Here is a 23,688-nt window from a genome sequence, read left to right on the forward strand (position 1 = left end):
GATCCCCGACGGAGCTTCTGGTGCGTCAGCCGCGGTGGGGGAGGAGTTCCTGGACCTTGGTGCGCAGGCCGGCGGAGATGATGCCCCAGCGGTTCTCGTCGCCCTTGAGCAGGGCCTCGGCGGCGTCCTTGGCCTGCTCGAAGGTGGTGTGTGGCGGGATCGGGGGGAAGTTTGGGTCGGTGCGGACGTCGAGGACCGTCGGGCGGTCGGCGGCGAGTGCCCGGTCCCAGGCGGGGCCGAGCTGGCCGGGCTCGTCGACGGCGACCCCGTGCAGGCCGACCGCGCGGGCGAAGTCGGCGTAGGACACCTCGGGCAGCGTCTGCGACTCGGTGAACTTCGGTGCGCCCTGCATCGCCCGCATCTCCCAGGTGACCTGGTTGAGGTCGTTGTTGTGCAGCACGGCGACGACGAACCGGGGGTCGGCCCACTCGTGCCAGTAGCGGGCGATGGTGAGCAGTTCGGCCAGGCCGTTCATCTGCATCGCGCCGTCGCCCTCGAACACGATGACCGGCCGGTCCGAGTGGGCGAACTTCGCGCCGATCCCGTACGGCACGCCGGGGCCCATCGTGGCGAGCGTTCCCGACAGCGAGCCGCGCATGTCCCCGCGCAGGCGCAGGTCGCGGGCATACCAGTTCGCCGCCGACCCGGAGTCCGCGGCCAGGATGGCGTTGTCGGGCAGCCGGGCGGAGGCCTCCCAGAACAGCCGCATCGGGTTGATCGGCCTGCCCTCGACGTGCGCCTCCCGTTCGACGGTCTCCCACCAGCGGGCCACGTTGCGTTCGACCGTCTCCCGCCAGGAGCGGTCCTCCTTGCGGTCGAGCAGGGGCAGCAACGCCCGCAGGGTCGCCGCCGCGTCCCCGACCAGGTTGATCTCGTACGGGTAACGCATGCCGATGTAGCGGGCGTCGATGTCGATCTGCACGGCGCGGGCCTGGTGCAGATCGGGCAGGAACTGGCTGTAGGGGAAGCTTGAACCGATGGTGAGTAGCGTGTCGCAGTCCCGCATGAGCTCGTAGCTCGGCCGGGTGCCCAGCAGGCCGATGGCGCCGGTGACGAAGGGCAGGTCGTCGGGCAGCACGTCCTTGCCGAGCAGCGCCTTCGCGACGCCGGCGCCGAGCCGGTCGGCGACCTCGATCAGCTCCGCCCGCGCGCCGCGGGCGCCCTGGCCGGCGAGGATCGCGACCTTTTTCCCGGCGTTGAGCAGCTCGGCGGCGGCGCGCACGCCGGCGTCGTCGGGGGACACCGCCGGCCAGCGCACCCCGAGGCTGGACGGCACCATCTTGAACGCGTGCGTCGGCGGAGAGTAGTCGAGCTCCTGCACGTCCGCGGGCAGGATGACGCAGGTCGGGGCCCGCTCGGCGAGCGCGACCCGCAGGGCCCGGTCCAGGACGTTGGGCAGCTGCTCGGGGACGTTGACGACCTGCACGTACTCGCTGGCCACATCCTTGAACAGGCTGAGCAGGTCGACCTCCTGCTGGTAGGAGCCGCCCATCGCGCTGCGGTTGGTCTGGCCGACGATCGCGACCACCGGGACGTGGTCGAGCTTGGCGTCGTACAGCCCGTTGAGCAGGTGGATCGCGCCCGGCCCCGAGGTCGCCGCGCAGACCCCGACTTTCCCGGAGAACTTCGCGTACCCCACCGCCGCGAACGCGGCCATCTCCTCGTGCCGCGCCTGGATGAACCGAGGCCGGTTCTCGGCGCGCCCCCAGGCGGCGAGCAGTCCGTTGATGCCGTCGCCGGGATAGCCGAACACGTGCTCGACGCCCCAGTCGCGCAGCCGGGCCAGGATGAAGTCGCCCACGGTCTGGCTCATGACGCCGTTCCTCTCGTCGCGCGTCGCCGGTGCCCATGCCGGCCGGTGCCCATGCCGGTATGCCGGGTGCTCTACCCGCGGCCGGCGTCTGAAACCGGCGGCGTTCCCACCCGGCCGTGCACGGCGTCGAACGCAGCGTCGAACGCAGCTTCGAACGCGGCACCGCATGGATGGCGCACGCGGCGGGGAGGCCGCGGTCCGCGGGGTCCCGGCCGATTCTGTCGGTGGCCGGTCATAGGCTGCGCCCGAACGCAAACCGCCGTCGCTCGGCTGGAGCGGCCCATCTCCGTCCGTCGCCGTGAATGGAGGACCGATGTCGGAGTTCACCGGTTTCCCCCCAGAGGCCCTGGTCTTCTACGACGGGCTGGAGGCCGACAACAGCAAGGCCTACTGGACGGACCATCGCGAGATGTACGCCAACGCCGTGCGCGGCCCGATGCTCGCCCTGCTCGACGCCCTGGAACCGGAGTTCGGTGAGCCGCACGTGTTCCGGCCGAACCGCGACGTCCGCTTCTCGAAGGACAAGTCGCCGTACAAGACGGCGATCGGCGCCCACAACGAGCACGGCGGCTACGTCCAGGTGTCCGCGGCCGGGCTGATGGTGGCCACCGGCTACTGGCAGACCGCGCCGGACCAGGTGGAGCGGCTGCGCGCGGCGGTCGCCGACGACGTCACCGGCCCCCAGCTCGAAGCCGTCGTCGCGGGCCTGCGCAAGGACGGTTACGAGATCTCGGGCAACCGGCTGAAGACCCACCCGCGCGGCTACGACGCCGACCATCCGCGCATCGAGCTGCTGCGCCACCGCACGATGACCGCCCACCGCGAGTTCGGCGAACCGTCCTGGCTCGCCGAGCCCGCATGCGCCGAGCGCGTCGCCGCTGCCTGGCGCGACATGCGGGTCCTGCGCGACTGGCTCGACCGCCACGTCGGTCCCACCCGCCTGCCCCAGGACCGTCGCCGCTGACCGGCGGGTCACGAGGGCAGGGCCGGGGTTGCCCACCCCTCCGCGGGGTCCCGCCCGGCCTGGCAACCGAGGCGGGGCCGGGCCGGGCGGGAGGTTCTACTGCGCGGGCGGCTCGTCGGCGAGGAGGTCCTGCAGCTCGCGCAGCGCCAGGGCCAGCTGCTCGGCGAAGGCGTACAGGCCGCCGGCGACCGCGCGCGGGGTGCTCAGGTAGAGGTTGAACCGATCCGGCAGCAGCACGTAGGCGACGCCGATGCACTGGCTGCTCGTCGAGCCGAAGCCGAAGAACTCGACGTTGACCGACGGCGCCGAGCTGGTGCTCAGGAAGTCGTCACGCGTCTTCACCCAGCCGGGGGAGTCGTAGAGCGCAATCGGCTCCCGCACCCCGAGCTCGGCGCCCTGGCGGCGGGCGATGAACTGCAGCTCCCACAGGTGCTGCTCCGGGGCGCGTCCGGCCTGGCAGTCCTTCGCGCGGCGCACGTGCGCGTCGGCGGCGGCGCGGAACGCGGCCCGCTTCGTCGCCGGGTCGGCGGCCGGGTCCTGCATCGCCGCGACGAACTGGTGGATCTGCGGAGTGACGACCCGCATCGCCTCGGTGCGTCCGCGCCGCCACTGCCGGGTCGCGATCGACTCGTAGGTGGCACCCACGTGCCCCTTGGCGCGGACGTGCGCAAGCTGGTAGGCGAGCTGGACGAAGGCATCCGGCGAGGTCCGCAGGGCCTTGGCCTGCTGCTGGCCGATGTCGTCGAAGGACAGCACGGTCGACGCGGTCGCCGCGGCGAAGTCGGTGAACGAGGCCCCGGCCTCGGCGATGTCCGCGCGCAGGTCGGCGTCGAGGACGAACTCGACGGGCTCGACGGCGGGCAGGCCCTGCGGCTGGGCGCCGGAGCTCGCCGAGTGCTCCTGCGGTGAGGTGGACAGCAGGTCGTCGACGAAGCTGAGGATCGTCGTGCCGTCCAGACCGCAGTGCTCCACGTTGATGCCCGCCCGGCCGTCCGGGAACACGATCAGCGAGACCGCCTTGTCGAACCAGCGGTTGCCGGCGTCGCCGTGCAGGAGCTGGTCGCAGGCGGCGAGGTTGTCGGCCGGCGTGGCCTCCTCCAGGCAGAGGCAGAACAACGCGGTCTCGATGGTGTCGAGCGCGGCGGCATTCGCCGGGTCGAGGGCGGACAGCCGCTCCCGGCTCTGCGCCCAGGCGGCGCGCGCCTTCGTGGTGAGCTGGCCGACGGCGGCGTCGGCCGGCGCCCGGGTCGGTGCCGCCTTGAGCGCGGCGGTGAGGCCCGCGGTGAGGTCGTCGAGCGTGTACGGTTGCCCGTCCGGGCCGACCACGTCGAGGCGGATGATGTTCCCGCGGTGGAAGACCACGATGTGGCGGGCCGGGGAGGGGCCGGGCCAGGCCTCGCTGTACGGGGTGCGCACGGTGTCCTGCACGGCACCGGGGATCCGGGTGGTGGAGAACAGGTAGGTGTTCTGCGCCATCGACAGCACCTGACCGCGCTGGCGGACCGGTTCGATCCGCTCGTCGTCGAGGCGCAGCTTGTAGTCGACGGCCGCCGCGATCAGGCCCGCGGCCCGCTCGACCTGCGGCTGCTCCGCCGCACGGGCGGCGGCGTTGTCGGCGAACAGGAAGATGTAGTTGGCGTTGAGCGCGATACGGTCCCGCCGGCCGAGGTAGCGGGAGTCCCAGAAGTCGTCCAGCCAGCTCCGCACGCCCTCGGTCGCCTCGTAGCGCTCCAGCGCGGCGTGCAGGACCGGGCCGGGGCCGTCGGAGCCCTGGAAGGCGGTCACGGCCGCCGCGGTCGCCGCGCGCTCGGCCGGGGTGAGCAGGGGGGCGGACCACTCGAGGAAACGCTCACAGCTCGCCGCGAGCGTGGGCAGCGGCACCCGGGGCAGCAGGTCGTCGTAGGCGAAGGTTCCGGTGGTGCGCTGGTCGGATGGGGTCGCGTTCATCCTGGGCCTCGGTTTGTCTCAGGGGGGCTCGGCTGGTCTCAGGGGCTCGGCTGGTCTTGGCGGCTCGGCTGGTCTCGGGGCTCGGCTGGTCTTGGCGGCTCGGCTGGTCTCGGTGTGTCTGCTGGTCTTGGTGTGTCTCGGCCGGAGCTAGAGGGTCCCATGAGGCGAGCGCATCGTGCGGGTCGTCGCCACCCCTGGGCGGTGCCGACTGGCTCACCAGGGCTCGCGGGTTCGCGGCCGCGGCCCTCGGATCAGCCGCCACCGTCCTCAGGCTTGCCGCCACCGTCCTCAGGCTTGCCGTCGCGGTCCTTCCTCAGGCTCGCCGTCACGGTCCTCAGACTCGCCGGCCAGTAAGGGTGCCGGCCGGCTGCTGGCCGAAGACGGGGCGGTTCGCCCCGCGTCCGGCGGCACCGCGCGGCCGGGAAACGTGCAGCTGGGCGTAGAGCCAGCCCTCGGTCTCCAGCCCGCGGGGATCCACGCCCACCGAGGCCAGCGTGTCGAGGACCTGCTCCTGCTCCTGGGCGGAGGCGAAGCGCCGCTGCGGGAACACCCCGTCGACATGGACGGTCTCGTAGCCGAGCTCGTCGAGGGCCTCGGTGAACGGCGCGAAGGGGAACATCCGCAGCACGAAGTGGGCCATCCAGGGCCGCCGGTCACCGGCCGCGCGGGCAACCCGGGTAAGGGTTCGTTCGCTGACGTATCCGATGCAGCCCGTGGAGATGACGAGGTCGGCGCCGTCGAGACGGGCGCGTTCGGCCTCGGTGGGATCCCGCTGCTCCAGGTCCGCGCAGACGGCCTCGTCGAGGAAACCCGCGGCCACCGCGTAGGAGATCGCCGGCTCGGAGGTGTCCAGGCCGACGAAGCGGGTCCCGCTCGGCCGGCGGTGGGCGCGGACGAGCTCGCGGTCGCGGTCCAGCAGGGCGTCCCGACCTGGGCCGGGCTCGGCGCCGTACCGCTCGAACAGGTCGTCCATCGTCAGGTCGCAGCGCAGCAGCGCGGCGTTGATTCCATAGGAGCAGCCGATGTCCAGCACGGTCGGAGGGAGTCGACGCTGGGCCCGGCACTCGTCGATGAGCCGGCTGAAGAACGGCTTGGCGAGCTGGGGAATGTGGTAGCCGAGCCTGCGCAGGGTGCTGAAGTAGGCCTGCGGGTCGGGCTGGGTGTAGATGTGGTCGAGGGCGACCTTGCCGGTGTCGTCGAACCGCAGTTCGTCGTCGAGCGGGCCGGCCGGATCGGCATCGGCATCGAGGTCGACGTCGATGGTGCGGACGTCGATGGGATGGGCGCCGAGGGGATGGACGTCGGTGGGTCGGGCGTCGGTGGGGTTGGCGTCGGTGGGGTCGGCGTCGGAATGCACGCGGGACGCTCCTCCTCGAACGGCGGGGCGGCTGTCGGGACCGGCGGGGGCTCGACGAGGGCGGGTTTCAGTCCAGCAGCGCGTCGACGCGCACGGCGCTCGCCTCCGCGGCCAGGTGGCCGGGCAGGACGCGACCGAAGAGCTGGCGGGTGCGGGCGACGCTGCCGAGCACTCCCGGCCTTTCGGTGTAGGCGAAGATCGCCGAATGGCGGGCGATCCCGCCCTGGACGGGGCTGACCCGGTGCATGGAATAACGCCCGAGAAAGAGCTGCAGGTCGCCGGGGCGAAGGACCAGGCGCCGGACGAGATGAGCGCCCTCGCCGGCCAGCACGGCCCGGACGGCGGGAAAGTTCTCCGCCTGCGCCGTGCGGATGTTCGGGCAGAACTCGAACTCGCCGCCGCACTCCGGCTCCTGGGTCAGCATGCTGACCGCGAACTCGTTGGTGTCGAAGTGCCAGGGGTGCTCCAGCCCCGGGCTGATCACGTTCAGACAGAGCCCGGCCAGCGGATCGGCCAGTTCGTGCACCTGGACGAGCCCGAAGCACGCCGCGACGAAGCGCTGGAACGGTTCGCTGCGGTAGAGCCGGTGGATGGCGAAGTCGGCGGGAATCTGGTCCCGGGCGACGAAGGCGTTACCCCGGCGCATGGCGATCCGGCCGGGGTGGTCGGGCGGCAGCGCGGCGTCGGTCGCAATGTTGTAGGCGTTGACGGTCTCGATCTCGTCGTAGGCCAGCGGGGCCACGGTGGCGCATTCTCGAGCCAGGGCAGGAAACACGGTGGGATGGATGAATCCTGGTAGCACGCAACAACCGTCTGTACGCAGATCGTGCCGCGCGCGGGAGACGGCGGTCCACCACAGCGGGTTGGCCGGGTCGGCGAGGGGATAACTCGTAGTGTCGACCAACTCGCTGATTGATCGAGCGTCCGCCGCACTCATGACACTCCTCTCCACCACCCGTTCACGGTGTCCCCGGCAACGTGAACCACTCGTGACCGGAACGGGAATTACCCCATGTTGACCTGGAAGTCACGATGGTGATGGTTAGTGTGAGATGGGACACGATCGGTGGTATGCCCGGTCGGAACTGTTGGCGTGTACCGCAGCGCGGCTGCTAAGACCAGGCTCGATCAGCGCTTTCCATCGGGACCTTAAAGGCCGGTGACCTGCATCTTTACCGCTGGCTGCGGGCGGTGGGCCGACGCTGGGCCAGCCCGTGCCTGCTCGCGTCGACCGAGTTCACCTACCCGATCGTGCCACGAATCCGGCGGAACACCGCGTGCCCGGCCGCGCGCCCGGAGCGCGTCGACCAGCACGGGACCGACTCGGCGCCTGCGGAGCCTGCCCGCACGCTGACCGCAGAGCGCCGCGGCCTGCGATCGAGATTCTCCGAACTGGCGAATCGGTGAGCGGATCTGATTACCATCTGTGCCAGCCCGATTCCGATTCCGCTTCCGGTGACGGCCGTGGCAATCGCGGCCGGGGGAGAATCGAGAGGACGCCAGCAGTGGCCTCGCATGCGGATCATGTCGTCGCCGTCGTCTTCGCGGACGCGGCGCTCATCATCGCGCTGAGCGCGCTGTTCGCGCAGGTGGCCCGCCGATGCCGCCAGCCCGTGGTGATCGGCGAGATCCTCGCGGGCCTCGCCCTCGGCCCGAGCCTGCTCGGCCTGTTACCGGGTGATCTTCCGCGGACGCTGTTCCCTCCGGACACCCGCCCCTCTCTGAACATCCTGTCCCAGCTCGGCCTGGTGCTGTTCATGTTCGTCGTCGGCTACGACCACGACCTCGGTGACGTCCGCCGCCGGGGAGGGCTGACGGTCGCCCTGACGGCGGCGTCGATCCTGGTGCCGTTCGGCAGCGGCATCGGCGTCGGCGTCGTCCTGCATCCGTGGCATCGCAGCGTCGACGGAAAGGCGGTCGACCTCCTGCCGTTCGCGCTGTTCCTCGGCACCGCCATGTCCATCACCGCGTTGCCGGTGCTCGCCCGCATTCTCACCGAGCGGCGCATGGCCGGCGACGCGGTCGGGAAGATGGCGCTGACCTGTGCGGTCATCGGGGACGCCATCGGCTGGTGCACGCTCGCGGTGGTCGTCGCCGTGGTGCACGCGAGTGGCCCGTGGGGGTTCCTGCGCATGGTCGGTGAACTCGCCGGCCTCGTCGCCGCGCTGGCGATCGTCGTGGCGCCGCTGGCCCGGGTGCTGGCACAACGGGCGGCCGCGCGGGCGGATCCGCGCAGCGTCGGTCCGGCCCTGCTCACCTTCGCCGTCGTCGGCCTGCTTCTCTGCTCGTGGGCGACCGCCGAGATCGGCCTGCACCCGGTGTTCGGGGCGTTCGCGTTCGGCACCGCGCTGCCCCGGTCGAGTCTCGGCCGGCTCGCGCCGGACCTGGGGGCGAACATCGAGCGGTTCGGGGCGATCCTGCTGCCGGTCTTCTTCGTCGCGGCGGGCCTGTCGGTGGACCTGGGCGCCGTGGACGGGCGTGGCCTGCTGGAGATCCTGCTGATCGTGGTGGTGGCCTTCGCGGCGAAGATCATCGGTGCGGGCGGTGCCGCCGCACTGTTCGGGCTGGGCCGCCGAGGAGCGACGACCTTCGCCGTGCTGATGAACACCCGCGGACTCACCGAGATCGTCATGGCCCAGATCGGCCTGGACATGGGCGTACTCGACCAGACGACCTTCACCGCGCTGGTCGTGATGGCGCTGCTCACCACCGCGGCGACCGGCCCGCTGCTCGACCGCCTCGGCATCCCCGTGCCGCCCCCGGTCAGCGTCCGGTTCCCGCGTGGCGAGGAGCCGGTCGGTGTCCCCGCGGCCCGCGGCGGCGGCCCGCCGGGGGACGGATTCCCCGCCGGCCACGCCGGTCCGCCGAGCTAGACGGGTGGTCCTGTCGGCTCGTTCCCCGACGAGGGGCGGATGCGGTGCGCCGGAGCAACCGCGGTGCGGTGGTTACGATTCTCGGGGCTGGACCGTACAGAACGCACCGCAATCGGCCCCGCCCGGGTTCGGCGAGAGGCCGGCGGGCAGTCCGGGTGACGTCAGAGCGCGGCGAGGTAGGCGGCGGTCTTCGTCGGGTCGAGGAACCAGTGCTGGAAGTCGCTGGGGTCGTCGAAGCCGTTGACGAAGCGGCGGGCGACGGCGTCGTGTGCCCCCGCCGCGCCGAGGATCTGCTGGACGTGCTCCGGCGGCGGGGCGAGCAGCGCGTTGGTCCAGGTGGTGACGTGCTGGGCGTAGTCCCAGTACTGGTCGAAGGCGCCCTGCATCCAGGCGCGGTCGAACGGCCTGTCGCCGTGGGCGAGGATGCTGTCCAGGTAGGAGGCGGCACACTTCGCGGCGTTGTTCGCGCCCTGCCCGGTGATCGGGTCGTTGGCGACGACGACGTCGGCCATCCCCAGCACCGCCCGGCCCGACGGCAGCTCGCCGACCGGCCGGCGCACGACCGGCGTGTAGCCGCCGGCCAGCGTGGCCTGGGCGTCGGTGAGCTCCACGTCGGCGCAGCGCTCGTACTCCCACGGCACGTACGTCCGGGTCAGCTCAAGGATGCGGCGCAGGTGCTCGGCGGGCTCGGGGTGGTCGTCCCAGCAGTCCAGCGGGCCGCCGGGGATCCCCTCGAAGAACAGGATGTCGCAGTTCCCGCTGAGCGTGTACGCCGGGATGACGAACAGTTCCCCGACCCCGGGGGCGATGTTGAAGCGGACGCCGGGGGCGTCGGGGTGCTCGGGGCGCGGCGCGAGCCCGTGCACATACGCCAGCGACAGCACCCGCTGCGGCGCGGTGTACGGCGAGCGGGCGGGGTCCCGGTCGAACAGGCCGACCAGCTCGCCCTTGCCCGCCGCCACGATGACGAGGTCGTACAGCTCGGCGAGGGAGTTCAGGTCGGAGGTGGTGACCCCGGAGATGATGAGCTTGCCGCCGCGCTCCTCGAACAGCTCCGACCAGCCGGCCATCTTCACCCGCTGGTCAATCGACTGGGCGGGATGGTCGAGCCGGCCGAACCAGTCCAGCGCCCGGGTGCCGTCCGGCGCCGCCAGCGACACGCCCAGCCCCTGGATCCCGACCGCGTCGGCCTCCCACAGGTTCAGTCCGTGGTCGCGCTCGTGCTGCAGCGCCGTGTGGAACATGGCCTGGGTGGACATCACCCGGCCGGTGCGGATCTCCTCGGGGGTGCGTGCCGACATCATCGTGACGTCGTAGTCGTGCTCCCGCAGGGTGAGGGCGAGCTGCAGGCCCGACTGGCCGGCGCCGACGATCAGGATCTTGCGCATGAGTGCGTCCTCCTCGGGGTCAGGCCAGGAACGGTGGGTCAGGCCGGGGACGTTGGGTCAGGCCGGGGACGTTGGGTCAGGCCGGGGCTGGTGGGTCAGGCCAGGGACATGGCGTAGCGGACCAGTTCGCGCAGGGCCTCGGCGGTCGACGCCGGGTCCCGCGCGTCGCAGGTGATCAGCGGGATGCCCGGCCGTAACGCGAGGGCGTCCCGCACCTCGTCGAGGTCGTGCCACAGCCGGCCGTCGAACAGGTTGACCGCGACGACGAAGGGCACCGTCGAATCATGCTCGAAGTAGTTGACCGCGGCGAAGGACTGGTCGAGCCGGCGGGTGTCGGCGAGGACGATCGCGCCCAGCGCGCCGCGGGAAAGGTCGTCCCACAGGAACCAGAACCGCGCCTGGCCCGGCGTGCCGAACAGGTAGAGCACCAGGTCGGAGTCCAGCGAGATCCGGCCGAAGTCCATGGCCACCGTCGTGGTGGTCTTCTCGCCGTGCGGGGGCAGGTCGTCGACGCCCTCGCTGGCCTCGGTCATCCATGCCTCGGTGTTGATCGGCGGCACCTCCGACACCGAGCCGACCATCGTCGTCTTGCCGACGCCGAACCCTCCGGCGATCACGATCTTCGCCGAGATCATCAGCCGGTCCGGGTCGGCGCCGGCGACCTGCCCCGCCGCGTTCCCGCTCAGACCGGCAGCTCCCGCAGGCCGCTGAGGATCCGCTCCAGCACACCGCGGTCATGGGAGTAGGCGTGCGCCGTCGGATGGATGAACACCGCGCCCTGGGTGGCGAGATCACTGATCAGCACACGGACGACGCCGAGGGGGATCGACAGGAGCGCCGACAGCTCGGCGATCGAGAGCTGCGTCCGGGCCCGTTCGTAGAGCGCCTTCGACTCGGGCATCAGCGACTCGCTCAGCGCCGGGTCGTAGCTGGGAACCGAGACCAGCGTCTCCACCAGCAGGTGGTGACGGGTCCTGGTGCGTCCCCCGGTGAGCGTGTACGGGCGGATGCGCCGGCTGCGCGTACGCGGCAGAGCCGGCGGTCCCGGCGTCACAGCTGCCGGCCGGAGAGGACGCGGCGCAGGTCCGCTCGGGTCTGCGGGGTCAGCGCGTGGCCGGCGTGCTGCACGAACTGGGTCATCTCGTAGGCCACGACCTTCATGTCGCAGTCGGCGTCGGTGAGCACCGCGAGGCCCGCGCCCGCATCGATGCCCATGAACAGCAGGTAGCCCGACGACAGCCGGACGATGATCTGCTCGCAGGTCCCCTTGTCGAACAGCGCGGCGCTGTTGCGGGCGAGGCTCAGCATCCCGCTGGCGATCGCGGCGAGCTGCTCACCCTCGACGGTGCTGACCGAGTCCGACGAGGTGAGCGACAGCCCGTCGGAGGACAGGATCAGGGCGTGGGAGACCCCGTGCACCCTGGCGACGAAGTCGTTGATGAGCCAGGTGAAGTCGTCGCGTCCCTGGCGGTTGGTCGTGTCCGTCACGGCTTCCCTCACGCCCCTCGCTGCTCGTCACGGGCGGCCCGTTCACCCTCGGTGAACGCACCGAGATCGGCGAGCAGCCGCTCGTGGTCCGTCACCTGGGCCACCCCCGCCGCGGGCGCGGCCGGCGGGGAGGCCGCGAGCGGGCCGGTGCCGCTCTTCAGACTGCGCGACACCCGGCGGGGCAGGCCGCTGGCGGTGGTCTCGACGGCGGCCGGGCTCGGTGGCGGGTTCGAGGACGGGTTCGGTACGGGCCGCAGCGCGGGGGAGGCGGTGGGCCGCGTGGAGTGGGCCGCGGGCGCGGCCGGGCGCGGGCGGGCCAGGTGCGCGGCCCGGCGTCCCGGCAGCCCGGCGGCCGTCGCGACGTGCGCCGCGGGGCCGACGGTACGCACGGCGGGAGCGACGGTGACGGTCTGTGCACCCGACCAGCTCGCCTCGGGCAGCTCGCAGATCAGCGCCGCGGGCAGCAGCACCGAGGCGGTCGTCCCGTGCGGGTGGCGCCGGTCGAGCCAGGTGCGCATCTCGTGCCGGGCCGCGATCCGCCCGACCACGGCCAACCCCATGTGCCGCACGGCGTCATCGTCGAGGGTCGGACCGGCGCGCAATCGCTCGTTGAGCCGGCGCATCCGCTCCGCGGGCAGGCCGATGCCCTCGTCCTCGACCCGCAGCAGCGCGCTGCCCTGCTCGGTCAGGTGCACGCCGACGCGCACCGGCGCGCTTGGCGGAGACGACTTGGTGGCGTTGTCGAGCAGTTCCGCCAGCAGTCGGCCGACGTCCTCGGCGGCGAACCCGACCACACCGAGCGAGACGACCCGGCCGATGGTGACGCGGGAGTAGTGGTCGATGGAGGACATGGCCGCGCGGATCACGTCGACCATCGCCGCGGTCTCCGACGCCGTCTCGTTGGCGTCCCGCCCGGCGAGGATGCGCAGGTTCTCCGCGTTACGGCGCAGCCGGGCGGCGAGATGGTCGAGCTGGTAGAGCTCGTCGAGCCGCTCGGCATCCTCCTCGCGGGCCTCCATCTCCTCGAGCTGGGAGAGCAGGGAGTCGACCAGGTTCAGGTCGCGCAGGGCGACGTCGGCGCAGATCGCCGACAGCGTCTGCGCGTCCGCCGTGGGCGCGGGCAGGGTCGCGGCAGGGGCGCTGTCCGCCGAGACGGCGCTCCCCGCGGACAGGGCGCTACCCGCCGACAGGGCGCTACCCACCAACAGGGCAGTGTCCGCAGCCGGGGCGCTTCGCGCAGCCGGGGTGCTGCCTGCCGCCGGGGCGGTGCCCGTGGCCTGGGCGGTGGTGGCCGACGGGGTGATGGAATGCGTTGGCATGGGTGCGGAGCCCGGTGTGGGCCTCGACGGCGCCGCGGTGGGCGGGACCGCCGGGCGGGCGTGCGCCCCGGACGAAGCGAAGAGCTGCGCGGCGACCTCGCGGGAGTTTCCGAGCAGGGCGCGCGATCGTTGGAACAGTTCTCGGGCTCGTGTCGTCATCCCGTCCTTACTGCTCTCTCTCGTGCGGGTCCCTCCCGCCTTCGGCACCCCCGTCAGGCTGGTATGCAATCAGACGCCCGCGGGCCTCGTCCAACCGACTTGCCCGATCCCGGGGTGACATGTCCCTAGTTGTTCCGATCGATGCTGGGAATGAGCGAGGCCAACCGCCGCAGTGGCGCCGGTAACACCGGACGAAGGCGGCGGGCAGGCGGCTGGCCTGCGGCTACGGCGGGAACCTCGGGTTCGTCGGGTCAACCGTGCCCGGCACAACCCGCGGACAGCGCATTGCGCGGACACGCTCCCCGAGGTGGCGGCAATGCGCCCACCGGGATGCCCATGGGGGCGCGCAATGCTGCCCGGCGCAGCGGTGGCGCGGCACATTTTCCGTTACCCGGAACGCTAGGTGCGACCAACGGGGTCGCTACGGCGTGGATCGGCGCGGGCGGGGTCCGTGGTTCGACCGGCGCCGCCGGCCACGCCACGACGCGCGCGGACGTCGCCCGCGCGCCCCCCGCCGGCGGGGCACCCGTCCGCGCCGGCTAGCCTCTGCTCCTTCCACGAGCAAAGGGATCTTTCCGCGTGCAGGGATCCTCCGACGAACCTCGGATCCTCCGACGGGCAGAGGATCCTTCGACGAGCAAGGGGAGCCGATGAAGAACTGGCGGGCGCTCGCCCTGACCGCCGTCGTGGCCGTTCTCGCAGCCTGCGGCGGTTCCGGTGGCACTGGCGCTGCTGGCGGCGCCGGGGCATCCGGCGGGCCGCCGCCCGGGACCACGCCCAGCGCCGGCGCGTCGACCGCGGGCCGGGTGAGCGACTTCGACCTGGTTCACGACTCCGAGGCGGCGGCGACGTTCGTGACGGCCTTCCGCGCGCAGTTCCCCGCCCTCGCCGCCGGCCGCAGCGATACCGCCCTGCGCGACGACGGCACCCACATCTGCGTCGACGACCTCCCCGAGGGCGGCGATCGCCTCGCGCTGACCCGCATCCCGGCCCGGTTCGCCGACGGTGGCGTCACCCCCGACCAGCCGACCGCCGGCGCCATCCTGGCGCTGGCCCGGTCGACGGTCTGCGCCGCCGCCTCAACGCCGTAGCGAGCGCCGGGAAGCCGTCAGTAGCCGCAGCGGGTCAGGTGGTCGGCGCCGACCCGGAAGGCGTCGGCGAGGACGCGGATGCGGGCGGGCCGGCGCGCCGGATCCGAGTCGAGCGCCCGGACCAGCACCTCGTCGAGGGTGTCCGGCACCGGAAACGGCAGCGGTAGCCCGCGCAGCGGCGCCGGCCCGCCGCGCGCCGGCGTGACGCCGGTCAGGCAGTGATAGGCCATGGCCGCCAGCCGGAACACGTCCGTGCGCACCCCGATGCGGGGTCTGTGCAGCCCGAGGCGCTCCTGCTCGGGGGCCCGGTACTCGGCCGGCCCCTCCTCGGCATGGCGGGCGACCGTGGCGAGCCCCAGGTCACGCAGCGCCGGCGGGCCCGGCTGCGGACCGGTTCCCGGCAGGATCAGGCCGTCGGGGGTCAGAGCCCGATGGCTGTGTCCCGCCTCGTGCAGGGCCGCAAGGACGTCAGCCGCGTCCGCGGCGGCGCGCAGCAGGGCGACGGCGGTCGACGGGTTCGGCGCCCAGGTACGGCCCGGCGGCACCCGCCCCTCGCCCGGCAGCGCGCCCCACGGCCTCGGGCCCGCCGGCGGGCGCGGGGACGGGTGGCCGGGTCCGGGCAGCCGCACCGGATGGACACGGGGCCGGACCGACCCCCGGTCGGCGCGGCGCGGGGGGCCGAAGACCTCCCGCCAGGTCGGACCCGCCAGCCGGCCGGCGACCAGACCCGCCTCCACCGGCGTCACCTGGCCCTCGATCAGGTCGGGCAGGCCAGGCCGCCCGCCGATCTCGGCGAGCAGGCGGATCTGACTGTCCACGGTCGCGAGCTTCGCGTCCGCCGCGAACCCCGGCCGGCGCACGAGGACGTGGCGGAACCACACCGGGCGCGCCGGCGGACCAGGCAACGAGGCGGTTCCCTCCCGCAGCACCCACGATCCGTCGCCGCCGCGCCGCTCCCGCGGATTGCCTTCCAGCAGGCAGGCGCGGGCCGCCACCCGCACCGTCTCACCGCCCGACCAGGACACGTCCGCGGGCGCGGTGCGGCGGGCGGGCGGGGGATCCGGGACCGGCGTCGGGCCGTCCGCCCTGCCGGACCAGGCATAGCCGGCCGCGCGGGGCCACGCGTAGAAGGCGGCGCGCACGTGCGCGGCCACCGGCCGGCCGAGCCGGGCCCGCAGACCGCTCTCGTCCCACAGTTCGATGCGGATCGAGGTCGCCGCCTGCTGCTCGCGCCGCCAGCGGTCCCACCACATCGCCGTCGGCTGGTCCAGCGAGCCGGGAACGCAGAGAATCCATCGGTCGATTCCGTGGCCGTGCTCGCGGGCATTTCGCACCGCGGCTCGGAACGAGTCCCTGATCTGCGCGCGATGGCTCTCCCGCACCAATGGCAGGAGGTATTGCGCCTGCCAGGCGATGATCCGGTCATCGAGGTGGCCGAGGAACACATCGATCCCGGCGTCCCCGGGGTTGGCGCCTATCAGCCGGAAGCCCGGATGCAGCGCATCGACGAGCTGGGAGATCATCTGTTTGAAATCATCCCGCGCGCCGGCCTCGCTGTGCGTGCGCAGGCCGTGCACGCGAAAGTCGACGGGGAACGGGTCAAGGCGCGGATCCGGCATGCGAGATCGCTCTTCCCGGGGCAGCGGAGGGAGACATCGGCCGACCGATCCTAGCTGATTCGTCCTGCTCCGGCTCGCTCCGGACGTTCCGTCCGGCCCGCCGCCGCAGCGCGCGGGGCGTTCCGCGGACGCCGCCGCGAGCGGCCCCGCGCGGCGCCGGCGACATTTCCCGCCGTGCCTCGCCGCTGCGACCGCCGACGTCCGCGTGGTTTCCCGAATCGAGCCCGATATTCGAGATAACTTCGCGCCCCTACCCGGTCCTCTGTTCATCCGTTCATCTGTTCATCCGTTCATCGCTCCCGAGGAGCAGGCCCTGCAGCGGTTTTCCCGCCGTGGGCGGCCCGCCCGGCCCGTGCCGCCCGCGGTGGCTGCGGCCGCACCCGAGGTTCGGGCCGCCGCGGAAGCCTACGGCTGGGCGGCCCTCACGTTCTATGACCTCTCGGTGACCTGGTTGAACAACCGGTATGTGTGGCATTGTCCGGCTGCCGTGATCCCCTGGAACAGGTTGGCGAGGCGGCCCTGTTCGCCGGCCGCACGGCGGCCCCCGACGGGAGCTGACCCGTGCCCCCGCCGGCGGCAGCCGCGGGGGATCGGGGGTTCAGTCCGGTTCGGGCGGTTCGGCGGACGCGGCGAGGACGTCGAGAAGCTGCTCGCCGTACTTGGCCAGCTTGTTCTCGCCGACGCCGCTGATCGTGGCGAGGTCGGCGAGACTCGTCGGCATCCGCGTGGCGATCTCGCGCAGCGTCGCGTCGTGGAAGATCACGTAGGCGGGGACGCCCTGCTCCTTCGCGGTGGCGCCGCGCCACGCCCGCAGCCTCTCGAACACGGGCGCGGCCTGCGCCGGCAGGTCCACCGGCGCGGCGCGCCGGGCCCGGCCCGCGCCGGCCGAGGCGTCGCCGCCGCCGGATCGGACGCTCGACCGCGCGACCCGCTCGGGCTCGCGGCGCAGCGCCACCGTGCGCGTCCCGCGCAGCACGTCCGCGCTGGCCTCGGTGAGTGCCAGGGTGCCGTGTTCGCCCTGGACGGCGAGCAGCCCCTGGGCCAGCAGCTGGCGCACGACCCCGCGCCACTCGAGCTCGCGCAGATCCTCGCCGACGCCGAAGACGGTCAGGGTCTCGTGGCGGTGCTGGGCGACCTTGGGCGTGGACCGGCCCAGCAGGATGTCGATGACGTGGCCGGCGCCGAAGCGCTGGTGGCGCTCCCGGTCGAGGCGCAGCACGGCGGAGAGCAGCTTCTGGGCGGCGACCGTGCCGTCCCAGGACTGCGGTGGCTCGAGGCAGGTGTCGCAGTTGCCGCAGGCCGCGGTGCCGCGCTGACCGAAGTAGGCGAGCAGGCCGACGCGGCGGCATTCGACCGTCTCGCACAGGGCGAGCATGGCGTCGAGGTGGGTTCCCAACCGGCGGCGGTGCGCCGCGTCGCCGGGGGAGGCGTCGATGAGCCGGCGCTGCTGGACGACGTCCTGCAGGCCGTAGGCCAGCCAGGCGGTGGAGCGCTGACCGTCCCGGCCGGCGCGGCCGGTCTCCTGGTAGTAGCCTTCGACGGACTTCGGCAGGTCGAGGTGGGCGACGAAGCGGACGTCCGGTTTGTCGATGCCCATGCCGAAGGCGATCGTCGCGACCATGACGATGCCGTCCTCGCGCAGGAAGCGGGCCTGGTTCTCGGCCCGGACGAGGTTGTCGAGCCCCGCGTGGTACGGCAGCGCGGGAATCCCCTGACCGGCCAGGAACTCGGCGATCTTGTCGACCGACGCCCGGGACAGGCAGTAGACGATGCCCGCATCGCCGGGGTGCTCGGTGCGCAGCAGGTGTAGCAGCTGCGCCTTCGGCTCCTTCTTCGGCACGATGCGGTACTGGATGTTCGGCCGGTCGAAGTCGGCGACGTGGTGGTAGGCGTCCGCCAGGCCCAGCCGGGTGGTGATCTCCTTGTGCGTCTCCGGCGTCGCGGTGGCGGTGAGCGCGACGCGCGGGACGCCCGGCCAGCGTTCGTGCAGCATCGACAGCATCAGGTAGTCGGGCCGGAAATCATGCCCCCACTGCGCGACACAGTGCGCCTCGTCGATCGCGAACAGCGAGATCGTGCCCCGGTCGAGCAGGCGCAACGTCGCCTCGACGCGCAGCCGCTCCGGCGCGAGGTAGAGCAGGTCGAGCTCGCCGGCGAGGAAGGCGGCCTCGACCGCGCGCCGCTGGTCGAGATCCTGGCTGGAGTTGAGGAAGCCGGCCCGCACGCCGAGCGCCCGCAGCGCGTCGACCTGGTCCTGCATGAGAGCGATGAGCGGGGACACCACGACCCCGGTGCCCGGGCGGACCAGCGCCGGGATCTGGTAGCACAGCGACTTGCCGCCGCCGGTGGGCATGAGGACCAGCGCGTCGCCGCCGTCGACGACATGATCGATGATCTCCCGCTGGCCCGACCGGAACGACTCGTAGCCGAAGACCCGCCGCAGGACCTGTGCGGCGGCGCCGGTGACCATCCCGGCACCGGCGCCCCCCGCGGCACCGGCGCCCCCGGCGGCGCCGGCGGAGGTGCCCGACGGGTCGGCGAGGTGCTCCGGGGGGCCGGGCGGCAAGGTCATCTGGCCACCTTACGGCCATCCGACCGGGTCGGTGGGCCCGTGGTCCGCGGCTGTGGACAACCGCCGTGGTCCACAGCCCGGGACGTTCGGCGAGGTCGGAAAGCCGACGACCATGGGCGGGCAGGGGCAGGCTCGCTACCATCCAGGTGATTTGTCACCGCGACGCCAGTACCCGTGGGAGTCGTCCACCCGTGGGCTCGGCGCGGCCGCGGTCCGGGCCGAGGAGAAGATCGCGTCATGCCAACCGACCCGGAGCAGGTCGCGGTCGCGGCCCTGCGTCTCACCGATCCCGTCCAGGTCGGGCCCCACCGCCTACTCGGCCGGCTCGGCGGCGGCGGGATGGGCGTGGTCTACCTCGGCGACGGCCCGCTCGGCCGGGTCGCCGTAAAGATCATCAGATCCGAACTGGCCGACAACCCCAGCTTCCGGGTCCGCTTCCAACGGGAGCTACAGGCCTGCTTCCGGGTCCGCGGCCGGCACACCGCCCAGCTGCTCGACTTCGACATCACCGCCGAGCCGCCGTGGCTGGCCACCGAGTTCCTCCCCGCGCCCACTCTGGGCCAGCACATCACCCGCCACGGCCCCCTCGACGAGGCCGACCAGGTGCGGCTGGCGGCCGGGCTCGCCGACGCGCTCGTCTCGATTCACGCGGCCGGCCTCATCCACCGCGACCTCAAGCCGTCCAACGTGATGTGGACGGCCACCGGGCCGATCGTGATCGACTTCGGGGTCGCCGCCGTACGCGACGCCGACCAGCTCACCGCGACCGGAGTGCTGATCGGCACGCCGGCCTGGTTGGCCCCCGAACAGGTCACCGTCGGTGAGGCGGCGGTGGCCTCCGACGTGTTCGCCTGGGGTGGCCTGGTGGGCTACGGCGCCACCGGGCAGCCGCCGTACGGGGAGGGGCCGTCCGACGCGGTGACCTACCGCATCGTCCACGAGGAACCCCGGCTGGACTACGCGCGGATCGCGCCGTCGCTGCGCGAGCTGGTCCGCCGATCGATGGCCCGTCAACCCACCGACCGGCCGACGGCCGCGGAGCTGCGCGCCGCCCTCGCGGACGCGGCCGGCCTCGACGCCGCGTCAGGCTCGGGCGGCGGGTCGGGTCCGGGCGGCGGGTCGGGTCACGGTGGAGGGTCGGGTCCGGGTGGCGCGGCGGGCCGAGGCGGCCCGATGGACGACGGCGGGTCGAACGAGTCGGATCGTCCGGTCGGGTTCGGTCCGAACCGGGACGTCACGCTGACCGTCCACGCCCCCACACCGCCCAGCGGGCCGCCGCCGACGATCCCGTCGCCGCCGCTGCCCGTCGGTGGCCCGGCAGGCGTCGGCGCGTCCGGCGGCACACCGCCGTGGAACGTCTCGGGCGTGGTCGGTGCCGCGGCGGGCACGCGGCCAGGAGACACCTCCGCGGATGGGCCGAGGCGCCGGCGCGGCCGGTTGCTCGGGATCGGTGTCGCGGTCGTCGTGCTCGCGGCGGCCGCCGTCACAGCCGTGCTGCTCACCCTCGGGGGTGGCGGCACCGACGCGCCGACGACCTTCAGCTACACCGCGACCGGGCCCTGGCGACTGGTCGTCGCCGACCGCCAGTCCGGCGACGACGTGGGCTGCACCGTCACTCCGCACGGCGCCAACCCGTCCGGACTGGCAGGGTCGGAGACCGTCTACGGGGACAGGACCTTCCAGGTCCACCAGACCGGGCGAATCGAGCTCGACGTCACGCCGTCCCCGCCCGGCTGCCGGCTCACCGCGCAGGCCGGCGGCGGCGACGCGACCCTGCCGTTCACCGTCCAGCAGACCGGCGACAGCAGTGCCTTCCACGCCCCCAGCGCCGTCGAGGTCCAGGTCAAGGACTTCAACGGCAGCGAGACGTGCGAGTTCGTGCTGCGCGATCTCGCCAGCGGGGAGAACGTCGACTTCGCCACCGCCACGAAGGACGCGCCGACCGTCCGACTCGACCCCGGCGGCCGCAGCCAGGTCTACCTGGCCGCCAGCGACTGCGCGGTGCGGATCGGCGCAGCCGGCTGAGCCCGGCCGCATGGGCAGGGACTTGGACGAGTAGGCCCGAATCGCTTTCGAGACGCCAGGCAGTCGCTCACCAACTCTGCTGGCGCCGTACGGTCACGAGCGTGTCTCTGGGGGTGTGTCCGTAATCTTCGCCTTCCCTGAGGGGGCTCGCCGACGAGGGGGGCGGTCGACGAGGAACAGCACCAGCAGCAGCCCCGCGCTGATGGCCGCATAGGTGAATCCCCAGAAGACTGCGATCCACACGGTGAGCACGCTGCCGATCGCTGTGCCGGCGCGACGCCTGAAGGTGCGCGCTGCCGTGTCACCGAACCGTCGGCGGACGGCTGCGGGCACCAAGGTTCCCGCGACAAGGTTGACCGTCATGAATCCGAAGATCCAAATTTGTTCACCCGAGGTCGCTGTGTCCACGTATCAAGATAGGGCGACAGAATCGCATACGAGGACGAATTTCGGCGCGTGGGCGTGGGCCGTGGGAGTGGGCGGGAGTCGCGTACGGCTGGAGTGGGCGCCGAGCGTGTCCACCGCTCGGACGGTTGCGCTCGGGCGATGCATCAGCAGATGCGGGGGAGCTGCTCGCCGAGCGGCCGGTCGACGATGCGGGTCCCGCCGAAGGCCGTGCGGGCGACGACGACGCCCGGATGCTCCGCGGTGACGGAGCCGATCATCACCGCGTCGCGTCCGGCCGGATGCGCCCGCATCGCGGCGAGCACCGCGTCCGTATCGGCCTCGGCGACGAACGCGACGAGCCGGCCCTCGCAGGCCACGTGCAGCGGGTCGAGACCGAGGAAGCCACAGGCCGCCTCGACCACGGGCGGCACCGGCACCGTGGACTCGGTGAACTCGACGCCGGCCCCGGCCGCCGCGGCGATCTCGCACAGCGCGGTCGCCAGACCGCCGCGGGTCGGGTCGCGCAGCGCGTGCACCCCGGGCATGGTCGCGGCCAGCATGGCGGCCACCAGCCCGTGCAGCGCCGCGGTGTCGGAGCGGACGTCCCCGCCGAACTCCAACCCCTCGCGGACGCTGAGCACCGCGATCCCGTGCTCGCCGATCGGCCCGGAAACGATGATCCGGTCTCCGGGCACCGCCCGGTCGGGCCGGACATCCACGCCGGGCGGGACGAGCCCGATGCCGCTGGTGTTGACGTACAGGCCGTCGGCGAGGCCGCGCTCGACGACCTTGGTGTCGCCGGTGGCCAGCCGTACCCCCGCCGCGGCGGCGGCGCGGCCCATCGCCTGCGCCACCCGGCCGAGGACGGCGAGCTCCAGCCCCTCCTCCAGGATGAACCCGGCCGACAGCGCCAGCGGGACCGCGCCGCGGCAGGCCAGGTCGTTGACGGTGCCGTGGACGGCGAGCTCGCCGATCGAACCGCCGGGGAAGAACAGCGGCCGCACGACGTAGGAATCCGTCGTGAAGGCCAGCCTGAGCCCGCCGACAGCCAGGACCGCCGCGTCCGCCAGCGCCCCGGCTGGCAGTGCCGTGTCCGTCGGCGCCGTGTCCGTCGGCGCCGCGTCCACCGGTGTCCCGCCGCCGGCGAACGCCGGGAGGAACAGGTGCTCGATCAGCTCGCTGGTCAGCACGCCGCCGCCGCCGTGGCCCAGCACGACCCGCGCATAGTCGCGCAGCGGAGCCGGGCAGGCCCAGCCCGTCATGTCCGCAAGGTCGGTCATGCCTGCATCGCCGCCGCCGGCCCGGTGGAGTCCGGCGAGTGGGCGCTGCCGGCCGGGGTGAGGCGCCGGTACTGGAAGTAGGCGGCGCACGCCCCCTCCGCCGAGACCATCGTCGCTCCCAGCGGGCGGCGCGGCGTGCAGGTCGTGCCGAACGCCGCGCAGTCAGGCGGCCGGAGCAGCCCCTGCAGCACCGCGCCGCTGCGGCACGCCGCCGGTTCGGCGACGGTGAGGCCGCCGACGTCGAACCGGATCTCCGCGTCGAAGTCGCGCCACGCGTCCGCGAGCCGCCAGCCCGAGTCCGGGATCGTCCCGATGCCCCGCCAGGCCCGGTCGCACACCGTGAAGACCTCGGCCAGGATCGCCCGGGCGGCCGGGTTGCCCTCGGGCTGCACCGCCCGCTGGTAGGCGTTGGCGAGCTCGGCCCGGCCGGCCTCGAGCTGCGCGACGGCGTGGCGTACCCCGTCGAGGAGGTCCAGCGGCTCGAACCCGGTGACGACGATCGGCATCCGGTGCGCGGCGACCAGCGGTTCGTACTGCTCGGTGCCCATCACCGTGCACACGTGGCCGGCCGCGAGGAACGCCTCCACCCGGTTGCCCGGGGCGGTGGCGACCGCGCTCATCGCCGGCGGGACCAGCACGTGGCTGACGAGCATCGAGAAGTTCGCCAGGCGGCGGCGGCGCGCCGTCACCGCCGCCAGCGCGTTGGCCGGCGCGGTCGTCTCGAAGCCGACCGCGAAGAACACGACCTGGCGGTCGGGATGGGCCTCGGCGAGGCTGACGGCGTCCAGCGGCGAGTACACCACCCGGACGTCCCCGCCGCGGGCCTTCACGGTGAACAGGTCGGTGTCGCTGCCCGGCACCCGCAGCATGTCCCCGAACGAGCAGAAGATCACCTCGGGCCGGGCGGCGATCGCCAGCGCCCGGTCGATCGTCTCCAGGGGCGTCACGCAGACCGGGCAGCCGGGTCCGTGGATGAACTCGACCTGGTCGGCGAGGAGCTGGTCGAGCCCATGCCGGATGATCGCGTGGGTCTGGCCGCCGCAGACCTCCATCAGCGTCCAGCGCCGGCTCGCGGTGGCGGCGATCGCGTCCAGCAGCCAGCGGGCCAGGTCCGGGTCGCGGAACTCCGTCAGGTACTTCACCGGCTCGCCTCGACTTCGGCCGCGCCGAGTTCGGTGTCGAGCAGCCCGAGGTCGCGGAACATCGCCAGCGTCTGGCGCGCCGCGTCCTCGTCCACGCTCGTCAACGCGAAACCGGCATGGATGATCGTGTACTGCCCGACGGTGGCGTCGGGCAGGTAGGCCAGGCACACGGTCCTGGTGACGCCGCCGAAGTCGACGAGCGCCATCCGGGTGCCGCGGTCATCCCAGATCTCGGTGATCCGGCCGGGTATCCCCAGGCACATC

Annotated in this window: 19 protein-coding genes; 4 read left to right on the forward strand and 15 right to left on the reverse strand. The window is 72.9% G+C overall.

Translation table 11 applies throughout. The annotated features are described in order from the left end of the window. Positions 1-25: 25 nt before the first annotated feature. Positions 26-1,813 (reverse strand): thiamine pyrophosphate-requiring protein, encoded by a 1,788-nt coding sequence (locus FRAAL_RS07770; protein WP_011602983.1) that lies wholly within the window; start codon positions 1,811-1,813, stop codon positions 26-28. Positions 1,814-2,126: 313 nt separating this feature from the next. Here FRAAL_RS07770 and FRAAL_RS07775 point away from each other — a divergent pair, with 313 nt between their 5' ends. Continuing rightward, positions 2,127-2,777, forward strand: coding sequence for a DUF2461 domain-containing protein (locus FRAAL_RS07775; RefSeq protein WP_041938995.1), 651 nt, complete (start codon positions 2,127-2,129; stop codon positions 2,775-2,777). Positions 2,778-2,873: 96 nt separating this feature from the next. Here the strand turns inward: FRAAL_RS07775 and FRAAL_RS07780 are convergent, their stop codons facing one another. The 3 genes from FRAAL_RS07780 to FRAAL_RS07790 form a co-directional block, all read right to left on the reverse strand. Then, a complete protein-coding gene (locus FRAAL_RS07780; RefSeq protein ID WP_011602985.1) occupies positions 2,874-4,724 on the reverse strand; it encodes a choline/carnitine O-acyltransferase in 1,851 nt (616 codons plus the stop codon). A 334-nt stretch (positions 4,725-5,058) separates the two neighbouring features. Beyond that, complete coding sequence (locus FRAAL_RS07785; RefSeq protein ID WP_011602986.1) at positions 5,059-6,081, reverse strand: class I SAM-dependent methyltransferase; 1,023 nt, start codon at positions 6,079-6,081, stop codon at positions 5,059-5,061. A gap of 67 nt (positions 6,082-6,148) precedes the next feature. Continuing rightward, positions 6,149-7,018, reverse strand: coding sequence for a HalD/BesD family halogenase (locus FRAAL_RS07790; protein WP_041938996.1), 870 nt, complete (start codon positions 7,016-7,018; stop codon positions 6,149-6,151). Positions 7,019-7,586: 568 nt separating this feature from the next. Between FRAAL_RS07790 and FRAAL_RS07800 the strand changes: the two genes are divergently transcribed. Continuing rightward, the gene (locus FRAAL_RS07800) at positions 7,587-8,954 is read left to right on the forward strand and encodes a cation:proton antiporter (protein ID WP_011602989.1); all 1,368 of its coding nucleotides are present in this window, start codon (positions 7,587-7,589) and stop codon (positions 8,952-8,954) included. 161 nt (positions 8,955-9,115) lie between these two features. Here the strand turns inward: FRAAL_RS07800 and FRAAL_RS07805 are convergent, their stop codons facing one another. The 5 genes from FRAAL_RS07805 to FRAAL_RS07825 form a co-directional block, all read right to left on the reverse strand. Beyond that, positions 9,116-10,342: a styrene monooxygenase/indole monooxygenase family protein gene (locus FRAAL_RS07805; RefSeq protein WP_011602990.1), complete on the reverse strand. Its 1,227-nt coding sequence runs from the start codon at positions 10,340-10,342 to the stop codon at positions 9,116-9,118. 95 nt (positions 10,343-10,437) lie between these two features. Next, on the reverse strand, positions 10,438-10,977 hold the full coding sequence (locus FRAAL_RS07810; RefSeq protein ID WP_011602991.1) for a GTP-binding protein: 540 nt from the start codon (positions 10,975-10,977) through the stop codon (positions 10,438-10,440). A gap of 47 nt (positions 10,978-11,024) precedes the next feature. Continuing rightward, a complete protein-coding gene (locus tag FRAAL_RS07815) occupies positions 11,025-11,396 on the reverse strand; it encodes a DUF742 domain-containing protein (RefSeq protein WP_011602992.1) in 372 nt (123 codons plus the stop codon). Beyond that, on the reverse strand, positions 11,393-11,830 hold the full coding sequence (locus tag FRAAL_RS07820) for a roadblock/LC7 domain-containing protein (RefSeq protein ID WP_041938997.1): 438 nt from the start codon (positions 11,828-11,830) through the stop codon (positions 11,393-11,395). The genes FRAAL_RS07815 and FRAAL_RS07820 overlap by 4 nt, the downstream gene beginning before the upstream one ends. Positions 11,831-11,838: 8 nt before the next feature. Further along, the gene (locus FRAAL_RS07825; RefSeq protein ID WP_041938998.1) at positions 11,839-13,308 is read right to left on the reverse strand and encodes a sensor histidine kinase; all 1,470 of its coding nucleotides are present in this window, start codon (positions 13,306-13,308) and stop codon (positions 11,839-11,841) included. A gap of 650 nt (positions 13,309-13,958) precedes the next feature. Here FRAAL_RS07825 and FRAAL_RS07830 point away from each other — a divergent pair. Continuing rightward, positions 13,959-14,399 (forward strand): hypothetical protein, encoded by a 441-nt coding sequence (locus tag FRAAL_RS07830; RefSeq protein ID WP_041938999.1) that lies wholly within the window; start codon positions 13,959-13,961, stop codon positions 14,397-14,399. A 17-nt stretch (positions 14,400-14,416) separates the two neighbouring features. On the opposite strand, the gene FRAAL_RS07835 is transcribed toward FRAAL_RS07830, so the two are convergent. Then, positions 14,417-16,018: a protein kinase family protein gene (locus FRAAL_RS07835; protein WP_041939000.1), complete on the reverse strand. Its 1,602-nt coding sequence runs from the start codon at positions 16,016-16,018 to the stop codon at positions 14,417-14,419. Positions 16,019-16,616: 598 nt separating this feature from the next. Further along, positions 16,617-18,590, reverse strand: a complete 1,974-nt coding sequence (gene recQ, locus FRAAL_RS07840; protein ID WP_011602998.1) for a DNA helicase RecQ — start codon at positions 18,588-18,590, stop codon at positions 16,617-16,619. 237 nt (positions 18,591-18,827) lie between these two features. Between recQ and FRAAL_RS34170 the strand changes: the two genes are divergently transcribed. Next, entirely contained in the window at positions 18,828-20,615 is a 1,788-nt protein-coding gene (locus FRAAL_RS34170; protein ID WP_011602999.1) for a serine/threonine-protein kinase, read from the forward strand. 93 nt (positions 20,616-20,708) lie between these two features. On the opposite strand, the gene FRAAL_RS31460 is transcribed toward FRAAL_RS34170, so the two are convergent. From FRAAL_RS31460 to FRAAL_RS07860, 4 genes are all read right to left on the reverse strand, one after another. Next, entirely contained in the window at positions 20,709-20,978 is a 270-nt protein-coding gene (locus tag FRAAL_RS31460) for a hypothetical protein (protein WP_162137459.1), read from the reverse strand. A gap of 188 nt (positions 20,979-21,166) precedes the next feature. After that, entirely contained in the window at positions 21,167-22,282 is a 1,116-nt protein-coding gene (hypE, locus tag FRAAL_RS07850; RefSeq protein WP_041939001.1) for a hydrogenase expression/formation protein HypE, read from the reverse strand. Next, entirely contained in the window at positions 22,279-23,424 is a 1,146-nt protein-coding gene (hypD, locus tag FRAAL_RS07855; protein ID WP_011603002.1) for a hydrogenase formation protein HypD, read from the reverse strand. The genes hypE and hypD overlap by 4 nt, the downstream gene beginning before the upstream one ends. Beyond that, positions 23,421-23,687, reverse strand: a complete 267-nt coding sequence (locus FRAAL_RS07860; protein WP_011603003.1) for a HypC/HybG/HupF family hydrogenase formation chaperone — start codon at positions 23,685-23,687, stop codon at positions 23,421-23,423. Before FRAAL_RS07860 ends, hypD begins: the two co-directional genes overlap by 4 nt. Between the last annotated feature and the right edge of the window lies 1 nt (position 23,688).

The organism is Frankia alni ACN14a, from assembly GCF_000058485.1.
Taxonomy (GTDB): domain Bacteria; phylum Actinomycetota; class Actinomycetes; order Frankiales; family Frankiaceae; genus Frankia; species Frankia alni.

What these genes read in the sequence shown, in the direction of transcription:
- FRAAL_RS07780 (WP_011602985.1), bottom strand. Translation starts at nt 4,724, where the DNA reads ATGAACGCGACCCCATCCGACCAGCGCACCACCGGAACCTTCGCCTAC.
- FRAAL_RS07830 (WP_041938999.1), top strand. Translation starts at nt 13,959, where the DNA reads ATGAAGAACTGGCGGGCGCTCGCCCTGACCGCCGTCGTGGCCGTTCTC.
- FRAAL_RS07810 (WP_011602991.1), bottom strand. Translation starts at nt 10,977, where the DNA reads ATGATCTCGGCGAAGATCGTGATCGCCGGAGGGTTCGGCGTCGGCAAG.
- FRAAL_RS07790 (WP_041938996.1), bottom strand. Translation starts at nt 7,018, where the DNA reads ATGAGTGCGGCGGACGCTCGATCAATCAGCGAGTTGGTCGACACTACG.
- FRAAL_RS07835 (WP_041939000.1), bottom strand. Translation starts at nt 16,018, where the DNA reads ATGCCGGATCCGCGCCTTGACCCGTTCCCCGTCGACTTTCGCGTGCAC.
- recQ (WP_011602998.1), bottom strand. Translation starts at nt 18,590, where the DNA reads ATGACCTTGCCGCCCGGCCCCCCGGAGCACCTCGCCGACCCGTCGGGC.
- FRAAL_RS31460 (WP_162137459.1), bottom strand. Translation starts at nt 20,978, where the DNA reads ATGACGGTCAACCTTGTCGCGGGAACCTTGGTGCCCGCAGCCGTCCGC.
- FRAAL_RS07825 (WP_041938998.1), bottom strand. Translation starts at nt 13,308, where the DNA reads ATGACGACACGAGCCCGAGAACTGTTCCAACGATCGCGCGCCCTGCTC.
- FRAAL_RS07775 (WP_041938995.1), top strand. Translation starts at nt 2,127, where the DNA reads ATGTCGGAGTTCACCGGTTTCCCCCCAGAGGCCCTGGTCTTCTACGAC.
- FRAAL_RS07770 (WP_011602983.1), bottom strand. Translation starts at nt 1,813, where the DNA reads ATGAGCCAGACCGTGGGCGACTTCATCCTGGCCCGGCTGCGCGACTGG.
- FRAAL_RS34170 (WP_011602999.1), top strand. Translation starts at nt 18,828, where the DNA reads ATGCCAACCGACCCGGAGCAGGTCGCGGTCGCGGCCCTGCGTCTCACC.
- FRAAL_RS07860 (WP_011603003.1), bottom strand. Translation starts at nt 23,687, where the DNA reads ATGTGCCTGGGGATACCCGGCCGGATCACCGAGATCTGGGATGACCGC.
- hypE (WP_041939001.1), bottom strand. Translation starts at nt 22,282, where the DNA reads ATGACCGACCTTGCGGACATGACGGGCTGGGCCTGCCCGGCTCCGCTG.
- FRAAL_RS07805 (WP_011602990.1), bottom strand. Translation starts at nt 10,342, where the DNA reads ATGCGCAAGATCCTGATCGTCGGCGCCGGCCAGTCGGGCCTGCAGCTC.